Annotated in this window: 17 protein-coding genes; 7 read left to right on the top strand and 10 right to left on the bottom strand. The window is 69.0% G+C overall.

Annotated features, from left to right (window positions below; all coding sequences use genetic code 11):
• Positions 1-111: 111 nt before the first annotated feature.
• The 3 genes from GT755_RS29815 to GT755_RS29805 form a co-directional block, all read right to left on the bottom strand.
• Positions 112-1,368, bottom strand: coding sequence for a hypothetical protein (locus GT755_RS29815; protein ID WP_161482906.1), 1,257 nt, complete (start codon positions 1,366-1,368; stop codon positions 112-114).
• Positions 1,362-2,951, bottom strand: coding sequence for a hypothetical protein (locus tag GT755_RS29810; RefSeq protein WP_161482905.1), 1,590 nt, complete (start codon positions 2,949-2,951; stop codon positions 1,362-1,364). Before GT755_RS29810 ends, GT755_RS29815 begins: the two co-directional genes overlap by 7 nt.
• Positions 2,952-3,025: 74 nt before the next feature.
• The gene (locus GT755_RS29805; RefSeq protein ID WP_161482904.1) at positions 3,026-3,394 is read right to left on the bottom strand and encodes a nuclear transport factor 2 family protein; all 369 of its coding nucleotides are present in this window, start codon (positions 3,392-3,394) and stop codon (positions 3,026-3,028) included.
• Positions 3,395-3,849: 455 nt separating this feature from the next.
• Here GT755_RS29805 and GT755_RS29800 point away from each other — a divergent pair, with 455 nt between their 5' ends.
• Positions 3,850-5,535, top strand: coding sequence for a lamin tail domain-containing protein (locus GT755_RS29800; protein ID WP_161482903.1), 1,686 nt, complete (start codon positions 3,850-3,852; stop codon positions 5,533-5,535).
• A 157-nt stretch (positions 5,536-5,692) separates the two neighbouring features.
• Here GT755_RS29800 and GT755_RS29795 read toward each other — a convergent pair whose 3' ends face one another.
• The 5 genes from GT755_RS29795 to GT755_RS29775 form a co-directional block, all read right to left on the bottom strand.
• Positions 5,693-6,484 (bottom strand): SAM-dependent methyltransferase, encoded by a 792-nt coding sequence (locus GT755_RS29795; RefSeq protein WP_161482902.1) that lies wholly within the window; start codon positions 6,482-6,484, stop codon positions 5,693-5,695.
• A gap of 301 nt (positions 6,485-6,785) precedes the next feature.
• Positions 6,786-8,033, bottom strand: coding sequence for an RNA polymerase sigma factor (locus GT755_RS29790; RefSeq protein WP_161482901.1), 1,248 nt, complete (start codon positions 8,031-8,033; stop codon positions 6,786-6,788).
• Complete coding sequence (locus GT755_RS29785; protein ID WP_161482900.1) at positions 8,030-8,353, bottom strand: YciI family protein; 324 nt, start codon at positions 8,351-8,353, stop codon at positions 8,030-8,032. Before GT755_RS29785 ends, GT755_RS29790 begins: the two co-directional genes overlap by 4 nt.
• 17 nt (positions 8,354-8,370) lie before the next feature.
• Positions 8,371-8,961: a dihydrofolate reductase family protein gene (locus GT755_RS29780; protein WP_161482899.1), complete on the bottom strand. Its 591-nt coding sequence runs from the start codon at positions 8,959-8,961 to the stop codon at positions 8,371-8,373.
• A 144-nt stretch (positions 8,962-9,105) separates the two neighbouring features.
• A complete protein-coding gene (locus tag GT755_RS29775; RefSeq protein WP_161482898.1) occupies positions 9,106-10,098 on the bottom strand; it encodes a glycoside hydrolase family protein in 993 nt (330 codons plus the stop codon).
• A 220-nt stretch (positions 10,099-10,318) separates the two neighbouring features.
• On the opposite strand from GT755_RS29775, the gene GT755_RS29770 reads away from it, so the two are divergent.
• Genes GT755_RS29770 through GT755_RS29745 form a run of 6 tightly spaced genes read left to right on the top strand, consistent with a single transcriptional unit; the run spans position 10,319 to position 16,483 of the window.
• Entirely contained in the window at positions 10,319-11,338 is a 1,020-nt protein-coding gene (locus GT755_RS29770) for a LacI family DNA-binding transcriptional regulator (protein ID WP_202610669.1), read from the top strand.
• A gap of 31 nt (positions 11,339-11,369) precedes the next feature.
• Positions 11,370-12,974 (top strand): FAD-dependent oxidoreductase, encoded by a 1,605-nt coding sequence (locus tag GT755_RS29765; RefSeq protein WP_328794534.1) that lies wholly within the window; start codon positions 11,370-11,372, stop codon positions 12,972-12,974.
• 49 nt (positions 12,975-13,023) lie between these two features.
• The gene (locus GT755_RS29760; protein WP_202610668.1) at positions 13,024-14,307 is read left to right on the top strand and encodes an ABC transporter substrate-binding protein; all 1,284 of its coding nucleotides are present in this window, start codon (positions 13,024-13,026) and stop codon (positions 14,305-14,307) included.
• A 1-nt stretch (position 14,308) separates the two neighbouring features.
• Positions 14,309-15,262 (top strand): carbohydrate ABC transporter permease, encoded by a 954-nt coding sequence (locus tag GT755_RS41375; protein WP_202610667.1) that lies wholly within the window; start codon positions 14,309-14,311, stop codon positions 15,260-15,262.
• Positions 15,252-16,094, top strand: coding sequence for a carbohydrate ABC transporter permease (locus GT755_RS29750; protein WP_161482897.1), 843 nt, complete (start codon positions 15,252-15,254; stop codon positions 16,092-16,094). The genes GT755_RS41375 and GT755_RS29750 overlap by 11 nt, the downstream gene beginning before the upstream one ends.
• A 29-nt stretch (positions 16,095-16,123) precedes the next feature.
• Positions 16,124-16,483 (top strand): DUF4345 family protein, encoded by a 360-nt coding sequence (locus tag GT755_RS29745; protein ID WP_235967610.1) that lies wholly within the window; start codon positions 16,124-16,126, stop codon positions 16,481-16,483.
• 41 nt (positions 16,484-16,524) lie between these two features.
• Here the strand turns inward: GT755_RS29745 and GT755_RS29740 are convergent, their stop codons facing one another.
• Positions 16,525-17,856, bottom strand: coding sequence for a sensor histidine kinase (locus GT755_RS29740; RefSeq protein ID WP_161482896.1), 1,332 nt, complete (start codon positions 17,854-17,856; stop codon positions 16,525-16,527).
• A gap of 318 nt (positions 17,857-18,174) precedes the next feature.
• The gene (locus GT755_RS29735) at positions 18,175-18,480 is read right to left on the bottom strand and encodes an STAS domain-containing protein (protein WP_161482895.1); all 306 of its coding nucleotides are present in this window, start codon (positions 18,478-18,480) and stop codon (positions 18,175-18,177) included.
• Between the last annotated feature and the right edge of the window lie 503 nt (positions 18,481-18,983).

Genomic DNA, 18,983 nt, shown 5'->3' with positions numbered 1-18,983 from the left:
GTGAGGAAGTCGGTCGTGCCCGCCGCCTCGTCCGGCGGGATCTCGTCTGGAGAGTCGGAATGGGTGAACGGGATCCGTCACCGTTGGAGAGAGCCAGGGTGAACGGCGGTCTCAATGCCGGACCTCGACGTGGTCGCATCCGTGGAAGGTGAGCCCGGCGGCCCGGCCGACCACGCACGCCGTCGTGTCGTCGACCGACAGCACGTCGTAGCGGTAGTGGGTGACGGCGTCCCGGTCGGCGTCCACGGTGCGTTCGTCGGGTTCGACCGACTTCTCGACGTGGATCCTGCCGTGCGCCTCCGGCGCCCCGGCGGCGGCCAGGAGGGTGGCGGGCGGGCCGAAACGCAGGGTGGCCGCCTCGATGCGGGTGGCGTCGAAGGCGACCGGGTTGCCGTACTCGCCGGCCAGGGTCGTCAGGACGGCGACCGGCACGACCCCGTTGCCGTTCAGGTTGACCTTGTTGTCGGCGCTGCCGGGCTTGATGTTGATCGTCACCGGGATCGCGCAGTCGACGGTCAGCCGCGTGGTCCTGGTGTCGGCGCTCGGGTCGCGGTCGACGACGGTCGCGCGCTTGGGCGTGATCGACGTGGTGAAGTCGATCGTCTTGGCGCCCCCCTGGTCGCAGGTGACGGTGTAGTCACGGATCAGGGTCCGGGTGGCTCCGGCCGCGAGATCGGTCTCGACAGTGGCCCCGCCGGTGGCGGTGAGGCCCGCGCCGACGGCCAGGTCCTGCCGGACCACGGCGGTGACCGGCCCGTCCGGGCCCGCATTGGCGACCACGGAGGCGACCGTCACCGTCACCGGCTTGCCCAGGACGGCGAACAGCGGCGCGGCCGGGGTCACCGCGGTGACCGACAGGTCGGCCTCCAGGCAGTCGGGGTCATCGGGGGTGGCCAGGCAGAACTCCCTGAGCGGCGGCTTGAGGTCGACCGTCAGGACGTCACGGCCGAGCGCGACGTCGGTGACGGTCATGGTCGAGAGGGCCGGAGAGAACGGCACGATGAAGCTGCCCGAGCCGCTCGGCCGCAGGCCGACGTGGTCGCCGCCCTCCTGGTAGGTCCACAGCGGGCTCCAGGTGTTGATCCGGTCGACGACCTGGCCGTCGACGTCGGTCAGGCCGAGCCTGAGTATGGGCGGGTCGCCGATGTGGGTGTGCGCCCGTGACTTCGACACCTTGACCCGCTCCAGGGTCGCGGCGGTCCGGGAGGTGAACTTCACCCGGGCGACCACGGACTTGGCGGGGTCGCCGAAGTCGAGTTGCGGGATCGGGATCGTCGACGGGTCGTTCGGCTCGCCCTGCGCACGCAGCGGGACCAGGATGATCAACGCGGCCGCGGCGGCGATGACCCAGTGGGCTCGTTTCAGCATTTCGCGGCCTCGCAACCTTCGAAGACGTACTTGAAGCGGCGGATGTCGGCCTCGCGGGCCCGGCCGTTGTCGAACATCAGGTCATCGGGCATGGGTTCGGACGTCCACCAGTCCTGGTCGCCGTACCAGTGCTCCTTCTCCCAGCTGCGGCAGGCGGCGGCGGTGCGCTGGAGCAGCGGGGCGTCGTCCTCGCACGCTTCGTAGTCCTCGTAGACGTTGGGGTAGACGTCCTGCGGGAAGGCCCCGCCCTCGGGGTACTCGTCGGACAGGCCGAAGGGCTGGTGGGCCGTCTCGTGGGCGGCGATCCGCGGCTTACTCGGGTCGACGAGCACGGAGAAGATCCGGTCGGACCGCTGCGCGCAGTCCTGCTGAGGGGCTCGACGGTGCAGGATCGCGGCCGCCTCGGCCCAGCCGAAGGCGTCGTCCCACAGGACCGGCAGCCCGTGGTCGCAGTCCTTGTCGCCGGTGGCGTCGCTGGCGTAGCCGGTGTTGTCGGGCAGCAGCCAGAAGTTGAACATGTCCTGCCGGGTCAGGTACTCCTTCAGTCCCCAGTACGACCGCTCGATCGTGGCCGCCACGTCGGCGACGAACCGGGGGTCGGAGGGGCCGGTGTACTCGTCTCTGTCGGCCACGAAGACGATGTCGATGCGGCTGGACCGGGGGCCGGTGTAGCTGATCGGCACGGCGGGCTTGGGGAAGCTGAAGTTCGGGAACGGGTCGCCGACGGCCACCGTGTGCCACGACGAGAAGAGCCTCACCCCGTTCTCGGCCAGGCGGCAGCCGTAGGCGAAGGGGGCCATCTCGGCTCTGGGCGTGAAGGTCTCGGTGAGCGTGCCGACCCCGTGTCTCGACTGGAGCGGCTCTCCGGCGAGGCTCGCGGCGTTCGCCTGGAGGTTGACCCAGATCTCCAGCTCGTCGGCGACGATCGTCGGCTGGAGTTCGCCGTCGAGGGCGGTGGCGACGATCGTGACGGGCTCGCCCGGCTTCGGCCAGACGGGGGTGTGGGTGCAGCGGATGTTCAGGCCGGGCGCGCTCGCCGGTTCTCTGGCGTCCAGTTCGAAGGTCAGCCTGACCCGCTCGTCGGCGGTGCCCGCCTGGACGATCGGGGTGCGGCAGTCCCCGAGATAGGGCTGGCCGGTCTGCCGGGGGTCGTGCACGGAACACCCGGCGAGGTCGATGTAGCCGTCGAAGAAGCGGTCGGCGGTGGGAGAGGAGTCATAGTGCTCACCGCCGAAGCAGAGGCCGCCGTCCTCGTCGTGCACCTCGATCTTGATCGGGATCCGGCCGGGGGTGGCGAGCGTCGCCACGTCGACGGGCTTGGAGAACTCCCAGTCCGGGGCGATGTCGGGGTTGCCCTCAAGCTCGTCCTGGGAATCGCTGTCCTCGTTGTCGTGGTAGACGCCGTTGATCCAGACGCGGTTGTAGAAGTCGGGATCGCCGCAGTCGCCGCCCGCCAGGAGAGTGATGCGTTTGATCGTGACGGTCACGGTCACGATCGGGTCGGCCGCGGCGGGCGACTGGAGCAGCGTGAGCAGCCCCGCCCCGAACACCGCGACCAGGAACACTCGTAAAAGGGTGCGCATGTGGCGAAAGGTAGGCATGCCCGCACGGCCCGCGCATGAGCATCCCCCTGCTCAAATCGCTCAGGTTCCTCGCGCTACGCGTACTGGAGGTCGGCCTTCAGGATGCGGTCGTCGCCGACGGTGAAGTCGTAGTGCGCCCGCCAGCCGTCCGAATCCGCCGGGGCCCAATGGACCAGCAGTTTCTGCCCGTCCGGCCGGTTCTCGACGATCGACACGACCCTTAGGGTCCCGCCGATCACCTCGGCGTCGGCCCATGCGCGGATGGCGTCGTGGCCGCGGATGCTCCGGGAGACGTCCACGATCTCGGCCTCAGGGGCGAAAGAGGTGACGAGCGCGTCGAGGTCGCCGGCGTTGACGGCGTCCACGTAGGCCTGGGCCGGCTTCACCACGCTCGCGGAAGCGGCGGCGGGCGGCTTCTCGACCGGGCCTGCGGAGGGCGGCACAGGGGCAGAGCAGGCGCTCAACAGGAGGACGAATGACGCCACTGACATGCGCGGATACATGGACCAATCGTGTCGGGCCACCGGAGGGGGCGTCCAAGACCTGCTGCCATAACCAATGGTTGTCGGAGCCGTTACAGTACCGCCGCGCCCTTTCCGGGCCCGTCACCCGGGCTGGTCGAGCCGGCCGCCGTCGCCACTGCGGTGACGGTCCGCCATGCCGACCCGACGACGTCCGGATTCGGGTGAGATCCGGCGTGCGAGTGACAAGATTTCAGCGGTCGAATTGTCATTGATTCGGCGTTCCACACGTCGATCGAGTCGGCTGTCGAATGTTCACCATCACGAGGCTGCATGTTTGCCGCAAGCGCGGTGTGGGCCTGATGACACTTCCGTGAGCCCGCCGTCAGCATGGTCGCGGGCCCGTCCCGCACCTCGACCCGGAAGGTCTCTCGCCGATGACACTCAGGTTCCGCGCGCTCACGGCGGGCCTGGCCGCCGCCATGGCGCTGGCCACGCTCACCCCCACCCCCGCGGCGAACGCCGCCGCGGTTCCGTCGCAGGGTTCGGCGACGCAACTCGACGTCGGCAACTGGAACATCGAATGGTTCGGTGCGACCGGCAACGGCCCGACGAACGAGGCGCTTCAGCAGCAGAACGTCCGTGACGTCATGGCGGGCGCCGGCATGGACGTGTGGGGTCTGTCCGAGATCGTCAGCACCTCGGCGTTCAACACACTCGTGGCCGGCCTGCCCGGGTACACCGGGGTCGTCGCCAACGACCCGATCGTGACGAACGGCGCGCAGTACTACTCGGACTTCAGCAACGCCGAGCAGAAGGTCGCCCTCGTCTGGCGCTCCAGCATGGCCACGCTGGTGAGTGCGAAGGTCATCCTGACCGGCCAGAACAGCAACTTCGCCGGCCGCCCGCCGGTGGAGTTCACGTTGCGCGGCACGTTCGACGGTGTCACCCGTGACCTCGTCTTCATCGTCGTGCACGCCAAGGCCGGGTCTGACCAGGCCGCGTGGAACCTGCGCAACCCGGCGTCGCAGGCGCTCAAGTCGTACCTCGACTCGACCTACCCCACCCAGAACGTCTTCGTCATCGGCGACTGGAACGACGACGTCGACACCTCCATCACATCCGGGAAGGCCTCGCCCTACGCCAACTTCGTGAACGACGCGGCGCGCTACACGTTCCCGACGCGGGCCCTGTCGCTGGCGGGAGTGTCGTCGACGGCGGGCTACCCCGACTTCATCGACCACCAGCTCACCACCAACGAGGTGCAGGCGAAGTACGTCGCCGGCTCGGCGAAGGCCTTCCAGCCCCAGGCCTACATCCCGAACTACGCGTCCACGACCAGCGACCACTACCCGGTGTTCTCCCGCTACGACTTCGTCATCGGCGGTGGCGGCGGGAACCAGCCGCCCACGGCGTCGTTCACGCACTCGTGCACCGCTCTCAGCTGCGCGTTCACCGACGGCAGCACCGACTCCGACGGCACCGTCGTGAGCCGCGGCTGGAACTTCGGCAACGGCCAGACCTCGACAGCGACCAACCCGGCCGTGACCTACGCATCGGCCGGAACCTACGCGGTATCGCTGACCGTGACGGACAACGGCGGCGCCACGAACACCACGACCAAGAACGTCACCGTCACCACCGGTGGCGGCGGACCCGCCAACGTCATCATCAACGAGGTGCTGGCCAACGAACCGGGCAGCAACACCGCCGGCGAGGCCGTCGAGATCGTGAACACCGGAGGCACGGCGATCAGCATCGCCGGCTGGACCGTCCGCGACGGGTCGGCGGTGCGGCACACGTTCGCGGCCGGTACGTCGCTGCAGCCCGGCAAGGCGATCACCGTGTTCGGCTCGGGCTCCGCGATCCCCGGCGGCATCGTGGCGGTGGCCGCCGGCACCGGTGACCTCAACCTGTCCAACAGCGGCGACCAGGTGATCCTGCGGGATTCGGCGGGGGCGACGGTCCAGTCGGTGACCTACTCCTCGAGCCAGGCGAACTCCGACGGGGTGTCGGTCAACCGGAGCCGTGACGGGTCGGCGACCGGCGGCTGGGTCAAGCACGACACCATCAGCTCGTTGTCCAGCTCGCCCGGCCGGCGCGCCAGCGGGACGGCGTACTGACCGGCTTGCCTTCGACGTGATCGGCCGGCCGGGGCCGGCGGGTCCCTGTCGGCTCTGTGAAACTCGACCAGACCCGCCGACCTGTCATGACGCCCCTTCAAGCCGCAGTCCTGATCCCGGTCCGCAGGCCGCGACGAGTCCGGCCCTCTCACCGTGTTCAGGGTTTGCGGCCCACGCCTCCGTACTGACAGACCTCCCGGCCGATGTAGTCGGTCGCCGCGTCGGGACGCCACTCCGGCAGCGTCACCACGCCGGGATCGAGTAGTTCCAGTCCCTGGAAGAAGCGGGCCAGCCGCTCCGGAGAACGCAGCACGATCGGCGCCCCGCCGCCCGCGTGCCAGACGTCGGCCGCCTTGTCCATCGCCTCGCTCGGCGTGCTGCTCGCGATCGCCAGGTAGCTGCCCGGCGCGAGACCGGCGACCAGGGCGTTCACCGCGTCGATGGCGAGGGTGTCGTCGACGACGAAATCGAGCACCCCGATCAGCATTAACCCGATCGGCCGGGCGAAGTCGAGCGTGTCGGAGGCGGCCTGGAGGATCGGGTCGGGGTTGCGGAGGTCGGCGTCGATGTAGTCGGTGGCGCCCTGGGGTGTGCTGTCGAGCAGGGCACGGGCGTGCACCAGCACGAGGGGGTCGTTGTCGACGTACACGACCCTGGCGGCCGGATTGACCTTCTGGGCCACCAGATGGGTGTTGCCTTCGGTGGGAATGCCGGTGCCGATGTCGAGGAACTGGTCGACGCCGAGTTCGCCGGCCAGGAGGGTGACCGTGCGGCCGATGAACTGGCGCTCGGCGCGGGCGATGATCGGCAGCTCGGGGCAGACGGCGGTGATCTGGTCGCCGACCTCGCGGTCGGGGGCGAAGTTCTCGGTGCCGCCGAGCCAGTAGTCCCAGACCCTGGCGGGGTGGGGCACGGAGGTGTCGAGGCGCTGCCGCGGTGTGTGGGCCATGTCTCTCCTTCGTCCGAACATCCGGTGAGGCCCAACGTAACCTCGGCGTCCTTCGGGAATGGCGAAGCGGAGCCTGGTTTTGTCAGTGAGATCTGGAGCCATCTCGGCCGGCGCCTGTCCCGGGCGCTGGAAGCACGGGACCCCAAATGATTCGATCGTCTCGCGCACCGGCAGTTCGAGCGTTTCACCGATTCAGACGGTTTCCTCATCCCCGCCCGTCTTCGGCAACGGTGACGCCTAGGCTTCAGGAAGCCGCTTACCGGAACCGCGTCGAGAGGCACGTCCAGGCGCAGCTGTAGTACTAGCCCAGTTGGTCGCGGCGGCGGGTCAGGGAGGCGGACTCGGCGGTGTTGCCGGCCAGCTCGATGGCTCTGTCGTAGGCCGCGCGCGACTCTTCCGCGCGCCCCAGTCGGCGCAGCAGGTCGGCGCGGGCCGCGTGGTAGGCGTGATAGCCGGTCAGATCGTCCTCAAGGTGTTCGATGTCGGCCAGTGCCGCTTGCGGGCCGTCGAGCTCGGCCACGGCGACGGCCCGGTTGAGGGCGATGACCGGCGAGGGGTCGACGGCGACGAGCTGGTCGTAGAGGGCGCGGACCTGGGACCAGTCGGTGTCGCGGATGTCGCGGGCGGAGGTGTGCACCGCGTTGATGGCGGCGAGGATCTGGTAGCGGCCCGGAGCCGCTCCGGCAGCGGCGGCGGCCAGGCGTTCGCGGACCAGCCGGTGGCCCTCGGCGATCAGCTCCGGGTCCCAGACCGCGCGGTCCTGCTCGTCGAGGGAGACCAATTCGCCGTCGGCCGAGACCCGGGCGGGGCGGCGGGCCTCGATGAGCAGCATCAAAGCCAGCAGGCCGGCCACCTCTCCGTCGTGCGGCAGCAGCGCGCGGATCAGGCGGGTGAGCCGGATCGCCTCGGTGGTCAGGTCGTGGCGTAGGGGGTCGGCGTCGGGACTGCCGGCCAGGTAGCCCTCGTTGAAGACGAGGAACAGCACGGCCAGAACGCCGGAGACACGCGCCGGCAGGTCGTCGGCGGACGGCACTCGATAGGGGATGCGGGCCGCCTTGATCTTGGCCTTCGCGCGGGTGATGCGGCGCTCCATGGTGGTCGCCTGCACCAGGAAGGCGCGGGCGATCTCGGGCACGGTCAGACCGCCGACCATGCGCAGCGTCAACGCCACGCGCGCGTCCATCGCCAGCGCCGGGTGACAACAGATGAAGACCAGCCTGAGCCGCTCGTCCTCGATGGCGCCCAGCGGCTCGGGCGGGCCGTCGTCGTACCCCATCTGAGCCTGCTTCTGCTTGTCGTCGCGTTTGTTCTCGCGCCGGATCCGGTCGATGGCCTTGCGGTTGGCGGTGATGGTCAGCCACGCGCCCGGGTTGGGGGGCGGGCCGTCGGCCGGCCATCGCTCCACGGCGGCCGCGAACGCCTCGGCCACCGCCTCCTCGGCGATGTCGAGGTCGCCGAACCGCCGGGTCAGCGCTGCGACCAACCGGGCCCATTCCTCATGGTGGGCCCGGATGATCGCGGCCCGGACGTCGACCGCGGGGTCTCTCACAGGAACGGCCGCACCTCGATCTTGCGGTTACAGGCCTTCGACCCCTCGGCGGCGAGCGTGAGCGCCACGTCCAGGTCGGGCGCCTCGATGATCCAGAAGCCGGCGAGATACTCCTTGGTCTCCACGAAGGGCCCGTCGGTGACGATCGCCTCCCCGCCCCTGTTGTCGATGACGGTGGCCGCATCGGGTGAGCCCAGGCCACCGGCGAACACCCAATGGCCCTCGGCCTGGAGCCGGTCGTTGAACACGTTGATCGAAGCGTCCTCCTCGGGAGTGGCCAGGTTCCCCGTGTCGTCGATCACGCTCATGAGGTACTGCATCCGGCGATCATCTCCTTTCAGCGGCGCTTCGGCCCGACGCCTTCGAGGATCTCACCGTGAAGGTGCGGGATGTACACGAGCTTCTGCGTCCGGCCGTCGAGCACGGTCGACTCGACGAGCTCCAGGTCGAGTTCCACGCCGTCGTGGAGGAGCGCCGAGCCGCCGGCGCGGCCGGAGACGACCGGGAAGATGATGACCTCGAGCCGGTCGACGAGACCGGCGGCGAGCAGGGCGCGGTTCAGCGAGATGCTGCCGTGCGAGCGCATCGGGACGTCCGTGGTGCGCTTCAGGCGTTCGATCGCGGTCACCGCGTCCTCGTCGAGCACCGTCGAGTTCCGCCACCCGAGGGGTTCCTTGAGCGTGCTGGAGAACACGATCTTCGGCAGCTCGTTGAGGCTGTCGTAGTAGGGCTCGTCGTACTCCGTCACGAACTGCCGGAACTCCCGGAACGTCGTCGCGCCGAAGACCAGCACCTGGTCCTGCGCGAAGGTGTTCACCCGGTCGGCGCGGAGCTCGGGGCCTTCCTTGCCCCAGTAACCGGGCCAGCCTCTGGCCATGCCGTAGCCGTCGAGGCTGCAGAAGAAGTCGACGGTGAAGGTGGCGCTCATGGAGCCACTCCCTTTCTCGCGCCACCCCCGGTGGGCGGCTTCACCTCTTCTACGAAGACGACCGACCCGATCCGACACCGCCTGCGAAGAAATCGGCGACGGTTCCGGTCTGGCCGACGGACCTTGTGGTCGACGCCCCAGGCATCAGACGGCGCGGGCGACGGCGATCGTCGCGCCGGTGCGCGAGCCGGCCTCGTAGAACATGTACTGCACGCCGCCGTCGGTGCCGAAGGAAGGCGCGGCGCTGCGGCCGTTGTCGGGGGCGCCGGTCAGTGGCCGGTGGAAGACGCCCAGGTGGATCTCGCGATCGAAGGCGTTGCCCACCTCGGTGAGGAACATGTTCCCGCTGTTGCCGTGGTAGGCGACGTACACGGTGCCGTTGCGCTTGAGCACGGAGGGTCCGGAGATGTCGCGCTGGCCGTCCGGGCCCGGCGTCACCAGCGGGGTCGGGTCGAACTGCCAGGCCTTGCCGTCGGACGACCAGCCCCAGAAGATCTTGCGGGTGCCGTTGGTGACGCCCATGAAGACCATGACGTACTTGTTGCCGAGCCCGGTGACGGTGTGCTCGAAGACCCGGGCGTAGGAGGTTTCCGTCGAGCCGGGGATGAGCCCGGTGTGCAGCACCGTGCCGTGGTAGGTGAAGTGCACGCCGTCGGTCGACCAGGCCATTCTGGTGGTGTTGTTCTCGCCGTGGAAGTACAGGTAGAACTGCCGGTTGGCGGCGTTCCAGATGATGTGCGGGGACGACACGTGGCTGACCGAATAGTGCGGTGACCAGGTGTTGGCGATGATCGGGTTGTTCGGGTGTTCGGTGAACCGGCCGCCGAGGGAGTTGCCGTAGGCCAGGCAGATGCCGCCGGGCGAGTCGTGTGGGGCGTAGTAGAGGTAGTAACGTCCGAGCGGGCTCGCGATCTTGTCGTACATGCCCCGGATGCAGGGGAAGATCAGCTCGTTGGTGGGGTTGTAGCGCAGGTTCGCCTTGTCGAACGGCGTTCCGATGTACTGGTAGGCGGGGAAGCCGGCCGGTCCGAGAGCGGCGAGCGCCGTCCCGGGGAGGGCGAGCCCGAGGCCGCCGGCCACGCCGGCGCCGACCGCCGCCCGCAGGAGTCCGCGGCGGTCCAGGAGGGGTTCAGACATCGGCTGTCCCTTCGCGACAACTTTCACCGTGAGTGATGGTGAGGGAATCTCCCTGATCGCTGAGGTTCGGCCAGGCGGACGCGTCCGTCAAGGTGCTAATACGAATTATCACCGCCGTGATTCTTGTTCGGACCCCCTTGACAGGATCCCGGGGCTGATCGCAGGATGACGTCCCAGCCCGCGCTAATGCGCATTATCACCCGATTGGACGCTACGGATCGTGACCTCCCCCGGCCGCCGGCTCACCCAGCAGGACATCGCCCGCCTCGCGGGGGTGAGCCAGACGACGGTGTCGCTCGTCCTCAACAACCGCACCGACCCCGAGGTGCGCATCGCCCCGGAAACCCGCGAACGAGTGCTGAGGGTGATCCGGGAGACGGGGTACGTCGCCGATCCGGTCGCCCGGCGGCTCGCCGAACGGCGCAACCGGATCCTGGGCGTCTTCACCTACGAGGCGGTCTTCCCGACCGCCAGCGCCGATTTCTACCATCCCTTCCTGCTCGGCATCGAGGAGTGCGCCGAGGAGATGGGCTGCGATCTGCTGCTGTTCACCAGCGCCGGGGCCGCGGGCGAGCGCCGCCGGATCTTCAACGAGGACAGCCGGGTGCGGCTGGCCGACGCCTGCGTGCTCCTCGGGCGCACCGTCGACCGCGACGACCTGGCCCGGCTGCTCGCCGAGCGCATCCCCTTCGTCTCCATCGGCCGTCGTGACGACGCGGGTGCGCCGGTGCCGTACGTGGGCGCCGACTACCCGCCCGCGGTGCGCGCCCTGGTCGACCGGGCAGCGGGGCTGGGCCACCGGAGGCTGGCCTACGTCGGCGCCGGGGCGGGCGCCGAGTCGCCGGCCGACCGCATGCGTGGCTTCCGCGAGGCGGTCGTCGCGGTGGGGGCCGAGGGGTCGCATGTGCCGGTGACCGGCCGCTCCCCCGAAGACGTGCTCGCCGAGCTGTCGGCGGCGCGGGTGACGGCGGCCTTCGTCGAGGAGCCCGCCGACGCCGTGGGGATCATGCACGCGGCGGCCGGGCGGGGTGTCTCGATCCCCGGTGACCTGTCGATCCTCGCGCTGGGCGCGCCGACCAGGCCCGTCCAGGTCGACGTGGACCTCACCGGGTTCCGCATCCCCCGCCGGGAGATGGGCCGCCGGGCCGTCGAGCTGCTGGTGGGCGGAGAGGGAACCCCGCAGGAACTGCTGCCCTGCGAGCTGGTCGAGGGATCCACGCTCGCACCGGCCCGGAACTGACCGCCCGAACTGATCGAAGGAGAGTCCCGACGTGGTGGAGATTTCGGCGGACGCGGTGGTCGTCGGCGGAGGGCTGGGCGGGGTGGCTGCCGCCCTGGCGCTGTTGCGGGCCGGCCGCACCGTGATCCTGACCGAGGAGTATGACTGGCTCGGCGGGCAGCTGACCAGCCAGGCCGTGCCGCCGGACGAGCACTCCTGGGTGGAGCGGTTCGGCGTCACGGCCTCCTACCGGGCGCTGCGCGAGGGCATCCGCGACTACTACCGCGAGCACTACCCGCTGACCGCGCGGTCGCGGGCCTGGCGGGAGCTCAATCCGGGCGCGGGGCACGTGAGCCGCCTCTGTCACGAGCCGCGCGTCGCGGTCGCCGTGATCGAGGCCATGCTCGCCCCCTACCGGGGTTCGGGGCGACTGCGCGTGCTACAGCCCTACCGGCCGGTCGGCGCGGAGGTCGACGGTGACCGGGTGCGGGCCGTGCGCCTGGAGCACCGCAGCGGCGGAGGGGAGGTCACGGCCCTCGCGCCGTACGTGCTGGACGCCACCGAGACCGGCGACCTGCTGCCGCTGACCGGCACCGAGTACGTGACGGGATTCGAGTCGCAGGGCGACACCGGCGAGCCGAGCGCGCCCGCCGAGGCCCAGCCGATGAACATGCAGGCCGTCTCGGTGTGCTTCGCGATCGACCACGTCGACGGCGACCACACCATCGACCGGCCCGCCTCCTACGAGTTCTGGCGGAGCTACCAGCCCGACTTCTGGGGCGACCGGCTGCTGTCGTGGCGCTGCCCCCACCCCCGGACCCTGGAGATCGTCGAGCGCTCCTTCACCCCCAACCCCGACGACGACCCGCTGCTGGTGGAGGCCGACCAGCGGCTCAACCCCGGCGACGCGAACCTGTGGACCTTCCGCCGGATCGCCGCCCGGCGCAACTTCGCCGACGGCGCCTACGCCAGCGACATCACCCTGGTCAACTGGCCGATGATCGACTACCTGGAGGGGCCGGTCATCGACGTACCCGACGCCGCCGCCCACGTGGCCGCCGCCCGGGAGCTGTCGCGGTCGGTGCTGTACTGGATGCAGACCGAGGGGCCGCGCGCCGACGGCGGAACCGGCTTCCCCGGCCTGCGCCTGCGCGGCGACGTCACCGGCGGCGGCGACGGGCTGGCCCAGGCCCCCTACATCCGCGAGTCACGCCGGATCCGCGCCCTCTACACCGTGGCCGAGCAGGACCTGTCGCTCGCGGTGCGCGGCGAGAAGGGCGCGGTGAGCTACGCCGACTCCGTCGGGGTCGGCATGTACCGCATCGACCTGCACCCCTCCACCGGGGGGGACAACTACATCGACGTGGCGAGTTCGCCGTTCGAGATCCCCCTCGGCGCGCTCGTGCCGCAGCGGATGACCAACCTGCTGCCCGCCTCCAAGAACATCGGCACCACCCACATCACCAACGGCGCCTACCGGCTGCATCCGGTGGAGTGGAACGTCGGCGAGGCCGCGGGCGCCCTTGCGGCCTTCTGCCTCGACAACGCCACCACCCCGCACGCCGTACGCGAGACCGAGGTCCTGCTCACCGAGTTCCAGCGGCGGCTCACCCGCCAGGGCGTCGAACTGCGCTGGCCGCAGGTGACCGGCTACTGACCGGACGCCCACCACGACCGTCGGGGGATTCCCAGCAAGGAGATCGACCGTGAAACCATTCGCAAAGCCCGCGGCCGCCGCGCTGGCGGCGCTGCTCACCTTGACGGCATGCGGCGCGGGAGGCGAGACCGCTCCGGCCGCGCAGGGTCCGCAGCCGCTGCGCATGACGATCTGGACCTCCAACGAGGCCCACCTCAAGCTGTTCGACGAGATCGCCGCCGAATACCGCAAGACCCATCCCGACGTCGGCGAGATCACCTTCGACCCACTGCCGTTCGAGAGCTACACCACCACCCTGACCACCCAGATCGCCGGCGGCAACGCCCCCGACCTGGCCTGGATCCTGGAGAGCTCGGCGCCCGACTTCGTCTCCTCCGGCGCCCTCGCGCCGCTCGACGACACGCTGCGCAAGGCCCCAGGGTATGAGTTCGACGACCTCACCCCCTCAGCCGTCAAACTCTGGCAGGCCGAGGGCAAGCTGTACGCCTACCCCTTCTCCACCTCGCCGTTCGGGGTGTTCGTCAACACCGACCTGCTCAAGGAGGCCGGCCGGAAGACCCCCGCCGAGATGATCGACGAGGGCGCCTGGACCTGGGAGAACGCCGCCGCCGAGAACGCCGCGGTGGTGGCCGGGACCGGCAAGGCCGGCATGGTCGTGCGCGACTTCGACTACAAGGGCTGGGACAACCTCGCCACCGTCTGGGGCGGCTGGGGCGCTCAGCCCTGGAGCGAAGACGGCAGGACCTGCGGGTTCGACAGCCCCGAAATGGTCGAGGCCATGACGTTCCTGCACAAGTCGATCTTCACCGACAAGGCCTTCCCCGGCCCCGGCACCACGGCCGACTTCTTCGCGGGCGACGCCGCGATGACCATCACCCAGATCTCCCGCGCCTCGCTGCTCCAGGACGCGACGTTCGGCTGGGACCTCGTCCCGCTACCCGCCGGACCCAAGGGCGAGTATTCGGTGATCGGCCAGGCAGGCCTGGGCGTCTTCAAGAACTCCCCCAACGCGGCGGCGGCCGCCGATTTCCTCGCCTTCTTCACCAACCCGGCCAACTCGGCCAAGCTCGCCGCCTACTTCCCACCGCCCCGCGCCTCTCAGCTCACCGCCGAGACCCTGGCCAAGAGCAACCCGCTGCTCAAGCCCGGCCAACTGCAGAAGGTCGTCATCAGCGGCATCGAGAAGGGCGTCGTCAAGCCCAACCACACCGGCCAGGCGGAGCTGTCGCAGACCGTGCGGGCCGCCCTCGACCCGCTCTGGCAGCCCGGCGCCGACGTCAAGGCCGTGCTGGGCGGCGTGTGCGCCAAGATCGCGCCGATGCTGGGCACGTGACGTGACCACGACCCACCCGAAACTCCAGGTGCCCGACCGGGCGGGCGCCCGGCCGGGCACCGGCACGCCTCCCTTCTGGACGGTACGCCGCCGCGACAACCTGGTCGGATACCTGCTCATCACCCCGCAACTCGTCGGCAGCGTGCTGTTCGTGCTGCTGCCGCTCGGGCTCGTCGTCTGGTACAGCCTCCATGAGTGGAACGTGCTGGCCGGGACCTTCGAGTTCGTCGGCGGGGAGAACTACGACCGCCTGGTCACCGACGCCAACCTGCGTGAGGTGCTGGGAGCGACCGCCCTGTTCTCGGTGGGGCTGGTCGTGCTCAACCTCGCCCTGGCGCTGTTCCTGGCGATCCTGCTCAACCAGCGGCTGCGCGGAACCGCCTTCTTCCGTACGGTGTTCTTCTCCCCCGTGGTGGTCTCGCTGGTCGCCTGGACGATCGTGTGGCAGTTCCTCCTTCAGGACGACGGCGGCCTCAACGGCCTGCTCGCCGCCGCCGGGGTCGAGGGCCCCAACTGGCTGCGCGGCGAGGGCACCGCGATGCTCTCGGTGGTCGTCGTCCAGGTCCTCAAGAACGTCGGCCTCAACATGGTGCTGTTCCTGGCCGCCCTCCAGGGGGTGCCGGCCCAGCTGTACGAGGCCGCCGAACTGGACGGCGCCGGGGTCCGCACCCGCTTCCTGCGGATCACCGTCCCGCTGATCAGCCCGACCATCCTGCTCACCTCGATCATCACCGTGGTGGGGTCGCTCCAGGTGTTCGCGCAGATCGCGGTGCTCACCCAGGGCGGCCCGGGCGTGTCGACGACCGTCCTCGTCTACTACCTCTACCAGCAGGCCTTCCAGTTCCACCACTTCGGATACGGCGCGACCCTGTCGGTCCTGCTGTTCGCGATAGTGGCCCTGCTCACCCTCGTCCAGTGGCGGATGCGCAGAAGATGGGTCTTCAATGAAACGTGAGATACCACTGCGGCTGAAGACGCTCCTGTACGGGCTGCTGTGCGTCATGTGCGTGCCGTTCGTCTTCCCGACCTGGTGGATGGTCACCTCATCCCTCAAGCCGATCGGTGAGATCTTCGCGTTCCCGCCGAAACTCCTGCCCGCCGACTGGGACTTCTCGGCCTACGCGCAGGTCTTCCAGCTCCAGCCCTTCGCGAGCCAGTACGTCAACAGCCTCTACATCGCCCTGATCGTCACCACCGGCACGATGGCCGTGGCCGCCATGGCGGGATACGCCTTCGCGCGCATCCGCTTCCCCGGCCAGAACGTCCTGTTCGTCGTCGTGCTGCTCGGGCTGCTCATCCCGAGCGAGGTCACGATCGTCCCGCTGTTCCAGATGTTCCACGGGCTCGGGCTGACCGACACCCACTGGCCGCTGATCCTGGTGCCGATCCTCGGCGCGCCCAGCGTGCTGGCCACCTTCATCATGCGGCAGTTCTTCATCAGCCTGCCCGGCGAACTGGAGGAGGCCGCCCGGATGGACGGGCTCGGCCGGTTCGGCACCTTCTACCGCATCGCGCTCCCCCTGGCCCGCCCCGCGCTCGGCGCCGTGGCGATCTTCACGTTCCTGCACAGCTGGAACCTCTACCTCGAACCCATCGTGTACCTCTCCTCGCCGGAGAAGTTCACCCTCCCCCAGGCGCTGACCCAGTTCGTCGACGCCTACGGCGGCCCGATGTGGAACGTCCAGCTCGCCGCCGCCTCGATGACCGCCCTCCCGGTGCTGGTCGTGTTCGTGCTCGCACAACGGCAGTTCATCGAGGGCCTGGCCCACACCGGCGTGAAGGGCTGACCGGCCCCTACGGCACTACTCGTCAGGTAATGGCCGGCGTGGAAATCGGATGGCAGGCTGCGGGCATGTCGGGTGTGATCATCGCTGTCGTCGCGATCTTCTTCGCGGGGATGGGCGTGTACGGCCTGGTCGCGCCGGAGAAGCTGGTGGCGCCGTTCGGTATGCGGGTGACCTCGGCGGACGGCCGCAGTGAGGTACGGGCGGTGTACGGGGGGTTCGGCCTGGCAACGGCGGCGGCACTCATACTGGCCGCCCTCGATGCGAGCACGTTGCGCGACGGCGTGCTGGTGGCGGTGGCCCTGGCTCTGGGCGGCATGGCCGTGGGCCGGGCAGGGTTCTACCTGGTGGTCGAGACAGGCCTGATGACGGCGCTGCTGGTTGCCCGTTGATACCGGCGCACCGATCGCCCCGGCGGCCTCCCTGTGGTGAGCTAGTCCGCGCGCGGGAGTCGCAGGATGAACGTGATCCCCGTGGGAGAGCACGTGGTCACGAGCGTTCCGGCGTGTGCTTCGGCGACTTCGCGGGCGATGACGAGGCCGAAGCCGGCGCTCCGCTGCTCGCGGCCGGGCGTGGTGTCCAGGCGGGTGATGGGTGTGACGACGTGTTCCTCGTCGCCGTCGCTGGTGACGACGAGCACAGCGTGGCCGTTGTCACGGGTCAGGTCGACGACGACTTCCCTGGCGGCGTAACGGCCGACGTTGTCGATGAGAACGGTGATCGCCTGGGTGAGCTGGTCTTCCGCACCTCTGACGAGGACGCCGGCCGCCAGGTGGACTCGGCGGGGCGCACGTTCGGGACATAGGGCGAGGCATCGGCGCACCACCGCTGCCACATCCAGTCGTTCACAGGCGTGGATGTCGAGGGATTCGATGCCGGCGAGGAACATCAGGTCTGTGAGGATCGCTTCCAGGCGGTCGGTGTCGCGCAGGGCGGAGTCGATCGCCTCGGGCATGTCTTCGGCGTAGAGCCTGCCGCTTTCAAGCTGAGCGCGGATTCCGGCGATCGGGGTACGCAGTTCGTGGGCGGCATCGGCGGCGAACGCGCGCTGCCGCCGAATAGCCCGTTCCATCCGGTCGAGCGTGTGGTTGGCGGTTTCGGCGAGACGGGCGATTTCATCGCTGCCGCAAGGCCGAGAGACGCGCCGGGACAGGTCCTTGACGGTGATCGCGGCCAATTCGGCCTGGATGGCTTCAACCGGGCGGAGTGTCTGCGCGACGATCCGCCAGGAGATCCAGCCGATCAGTACGGTGAGGAGACTCACCTGGGCTACGACGGCGAGAATCAGGCCACTGCCGGTCAGATAGCCGGGGATTTCACCGGCCGCGTAGACGATCTCGGTGTTGGCTTGAGGGGTGACGCGGACGGCCACCCCTTGCATGCACTTCCAGCCTTGAGGCAGGCAGAAGGAGAAGGAAACGACCGGATGCCGCGGGTCGGGCTCGGGCGAGGTGAGCGCCGGAAGGTCCCGGGCGTGGTTGCTGGAGGCGATCACCCTGCCTCCGGGTGCCACGATCTGAATGAAATCCACGTGGGCGTCTTCGGAGACCAGGACGGGTTTCTGCGGTATGCCGGCCCGGATGTCCGACGTGATTCGAGAAGCGATCTGCCGGCTGGCGGTGAGAAGATCGTCGGTGATGAGCCGATGGATCATATAGATCTCGCCGATGCTTACCAGAGTGAGGATGAGCAGGGCGAGGCCCACCGCGACGAGTGCGAGGCGGGCATGAATGCTGCGGGCCCATTGCCAGGAGAAAGATTTCATGTCTGGCTACCACATGGTGCTCGACCCTCCACGCGCGTCAGTGGGCGCTCCTTGAATGGAGGGCAGATCTGTATCTGCCGAGCCCCTCGTTGGTGAACGGATTCCTGAGTTCCGGGCATCTGTTCCGAATTTTGCCGATGGACAACGCGGCTACTTTCATTTGAGCTCGGAGTCCGGCAATCAATGTGACGCTCCCGCCGGTGTGCTGCTGACTGCGCTGTTTTGCCGTGCAGGTCAGCACGGCTTGCCATTAGTCAGTAGTTGCCGTCTGACTCCGGTGGCTTCCCCGTCTAGGAGTGCTCAGCAGCGGGATGCAGATCAGCTGTCGGTCAGGATGGGGAAGCGGTCGCCGAGCTCGGTGATGTCGAGCAGCCTGGTCATCTGCGGGGTGAGGCGGGTCAGTGCCAGGGTCATCCCCCGGGCCTCGGCCTGGCGTTGGGTGTGGAGCAGCATGCCGAGCCCTGCGGCATCGCAGAAGGTCACGGCGCCCATGTCCACGACCAGCACCTCGACGCTCTCGTCGAGGGCGGCGAGAATCCGGCGGCGCAGGCCGGCGGTGGTGGAGATGTCGATGTCTCCGGACAGGTGCAAGACGGTCGGCGTCATGGTTGCGAGCACGGTCATGGCGGAACTTCCTCCGAGTCGGGCCGGCAGGCCGCACACTGTCGCGGCGGTATGCGCCCGTATACGACGGTTATTCACCGTATCCGGGGATGTCCCAACCACGGGGATTCGAGAGGTAGAGCTCGGGGCCGACGATCGTTAAGACCTGGTCGATCCACAGGCGTCCCGCTTTGACTTCTGCCGTATGCCCGCGGGTGAGAGGCACTGGTTCATACGAGATCACCGCGCCGGCACGGGTCGAGGAGGATGACCGCAGGAACGGCGGTGGCCTCGCGACCGGGCCTCGAGCACACGGCGCGGTTCATCGAGCCGGATGGCAACGCGCGGACCCATCGGGACTTTGACCTGTGACAAGAGCCCTACTGACAGGCCAACCAGGGTGGTGCACCTTCCGGAGATCTGGCGACAAGAAACCGGGCTTCCTCTCGGTCTCTGGTTCAGGCCGCGGGCTCCTGCGGGTTCGAACTTTCACGGCTGTACGGCAAGGAAGTGGAAAACAGTGC

Origin of the sequence: Herbidospora solisilvae (assembly GCF_009901565.1) — a bacterium.
Lineage (GTDB): Bacteria > Actinomycetota > Actinomycetes > Streptosporangiales > Streptosporangiaceae > Herbidospora > Herbidospora solisilvae.
The sequence above is the reverse complement of the archived record's forward strand: the minus strand, read 5'-3'. Positions and strand labels throughout refer to the sequence as shown.

Bases quoted from the DNA above. Each gene is read 5' to 3' on its own strand.
- GT755_RS29815 (WP_161482906.1), bottom strand. From the start codon at position 1,368: ATGCTGAAACGAGCCCACTGGGTCATCGCCGCCGCGGCCGCGTTGATC.
- GT755_RS29810 (WP_161482905.1), bottom strand. From the start codon at position 2,951: ATGCGCACCCTTTTACGAGTGTTCCTGGTCGCGGTGTTCGGGGCGGGG.
- GT755_RS29800 (WP_161482903.1), top strand. From the start codon at position 3,850: ATGACACTCAGGTTCCGCGCGCTCACGGCGGGCCTGGCCGCCGCCATG.
- GT755_RS29795 (WP_161482902.1), bottom strand. From the start codon at position 6,484: ATGGCCCACACACCGCGGCAGCGCCTCGACACCTCCGTGCCCCACCCC.
- GT755_RS29785 (WP_161482900.1), bottom strand. From the start codon at position 8,353: ATGCAGTACCTCATGAGCGTGATCGACGACACGGGGAACCTGGCCACT.
- GT755_RS29780 (WP_161482899.1), bottom strand. From the start codon at position 8,961: ATGAGCGCCACCTTCACCGTCGACTTCTTCTGCAGCCTCGACGGCTAC.
- GT755_RS29775 (WP_161482898.1), bottom strand. From the start codon at position 10,098: ATGTCTGAACCCCTCCTGGACCGCCGCGGACTCCTGCGGGCGGCGGTC.
- GT755_RS29750 (WP_161482897.1), top strand. From the start codon at position 15,252: ATGAAACGTGAGATACCACTGCGGCTGAAGACGCTCCTGTACGGGCTG.
- GT755_RS29745 (WP_235967610.1), top strand. From the start codon at position 16,124: ATGGCCGGCGTGGAAATCGGATGGCAGGCTGCGGGCATGTCGGGTGTG.
- GT755_RS29740 (WP_161482896.1), bottom strand. From the start codon at position 17,856: ATGAAATCTTTCTCCTGGCAATGGGCCCGCAGCATTCATGCCCGCCTC.
- GT755_RS29735 (WP_161482895.1), bottom strand. From the start codon at position 18,480: ATGACCGTGCTCGCAACCATGACGCCGACCGTCTTGCACCTGTCCGGA.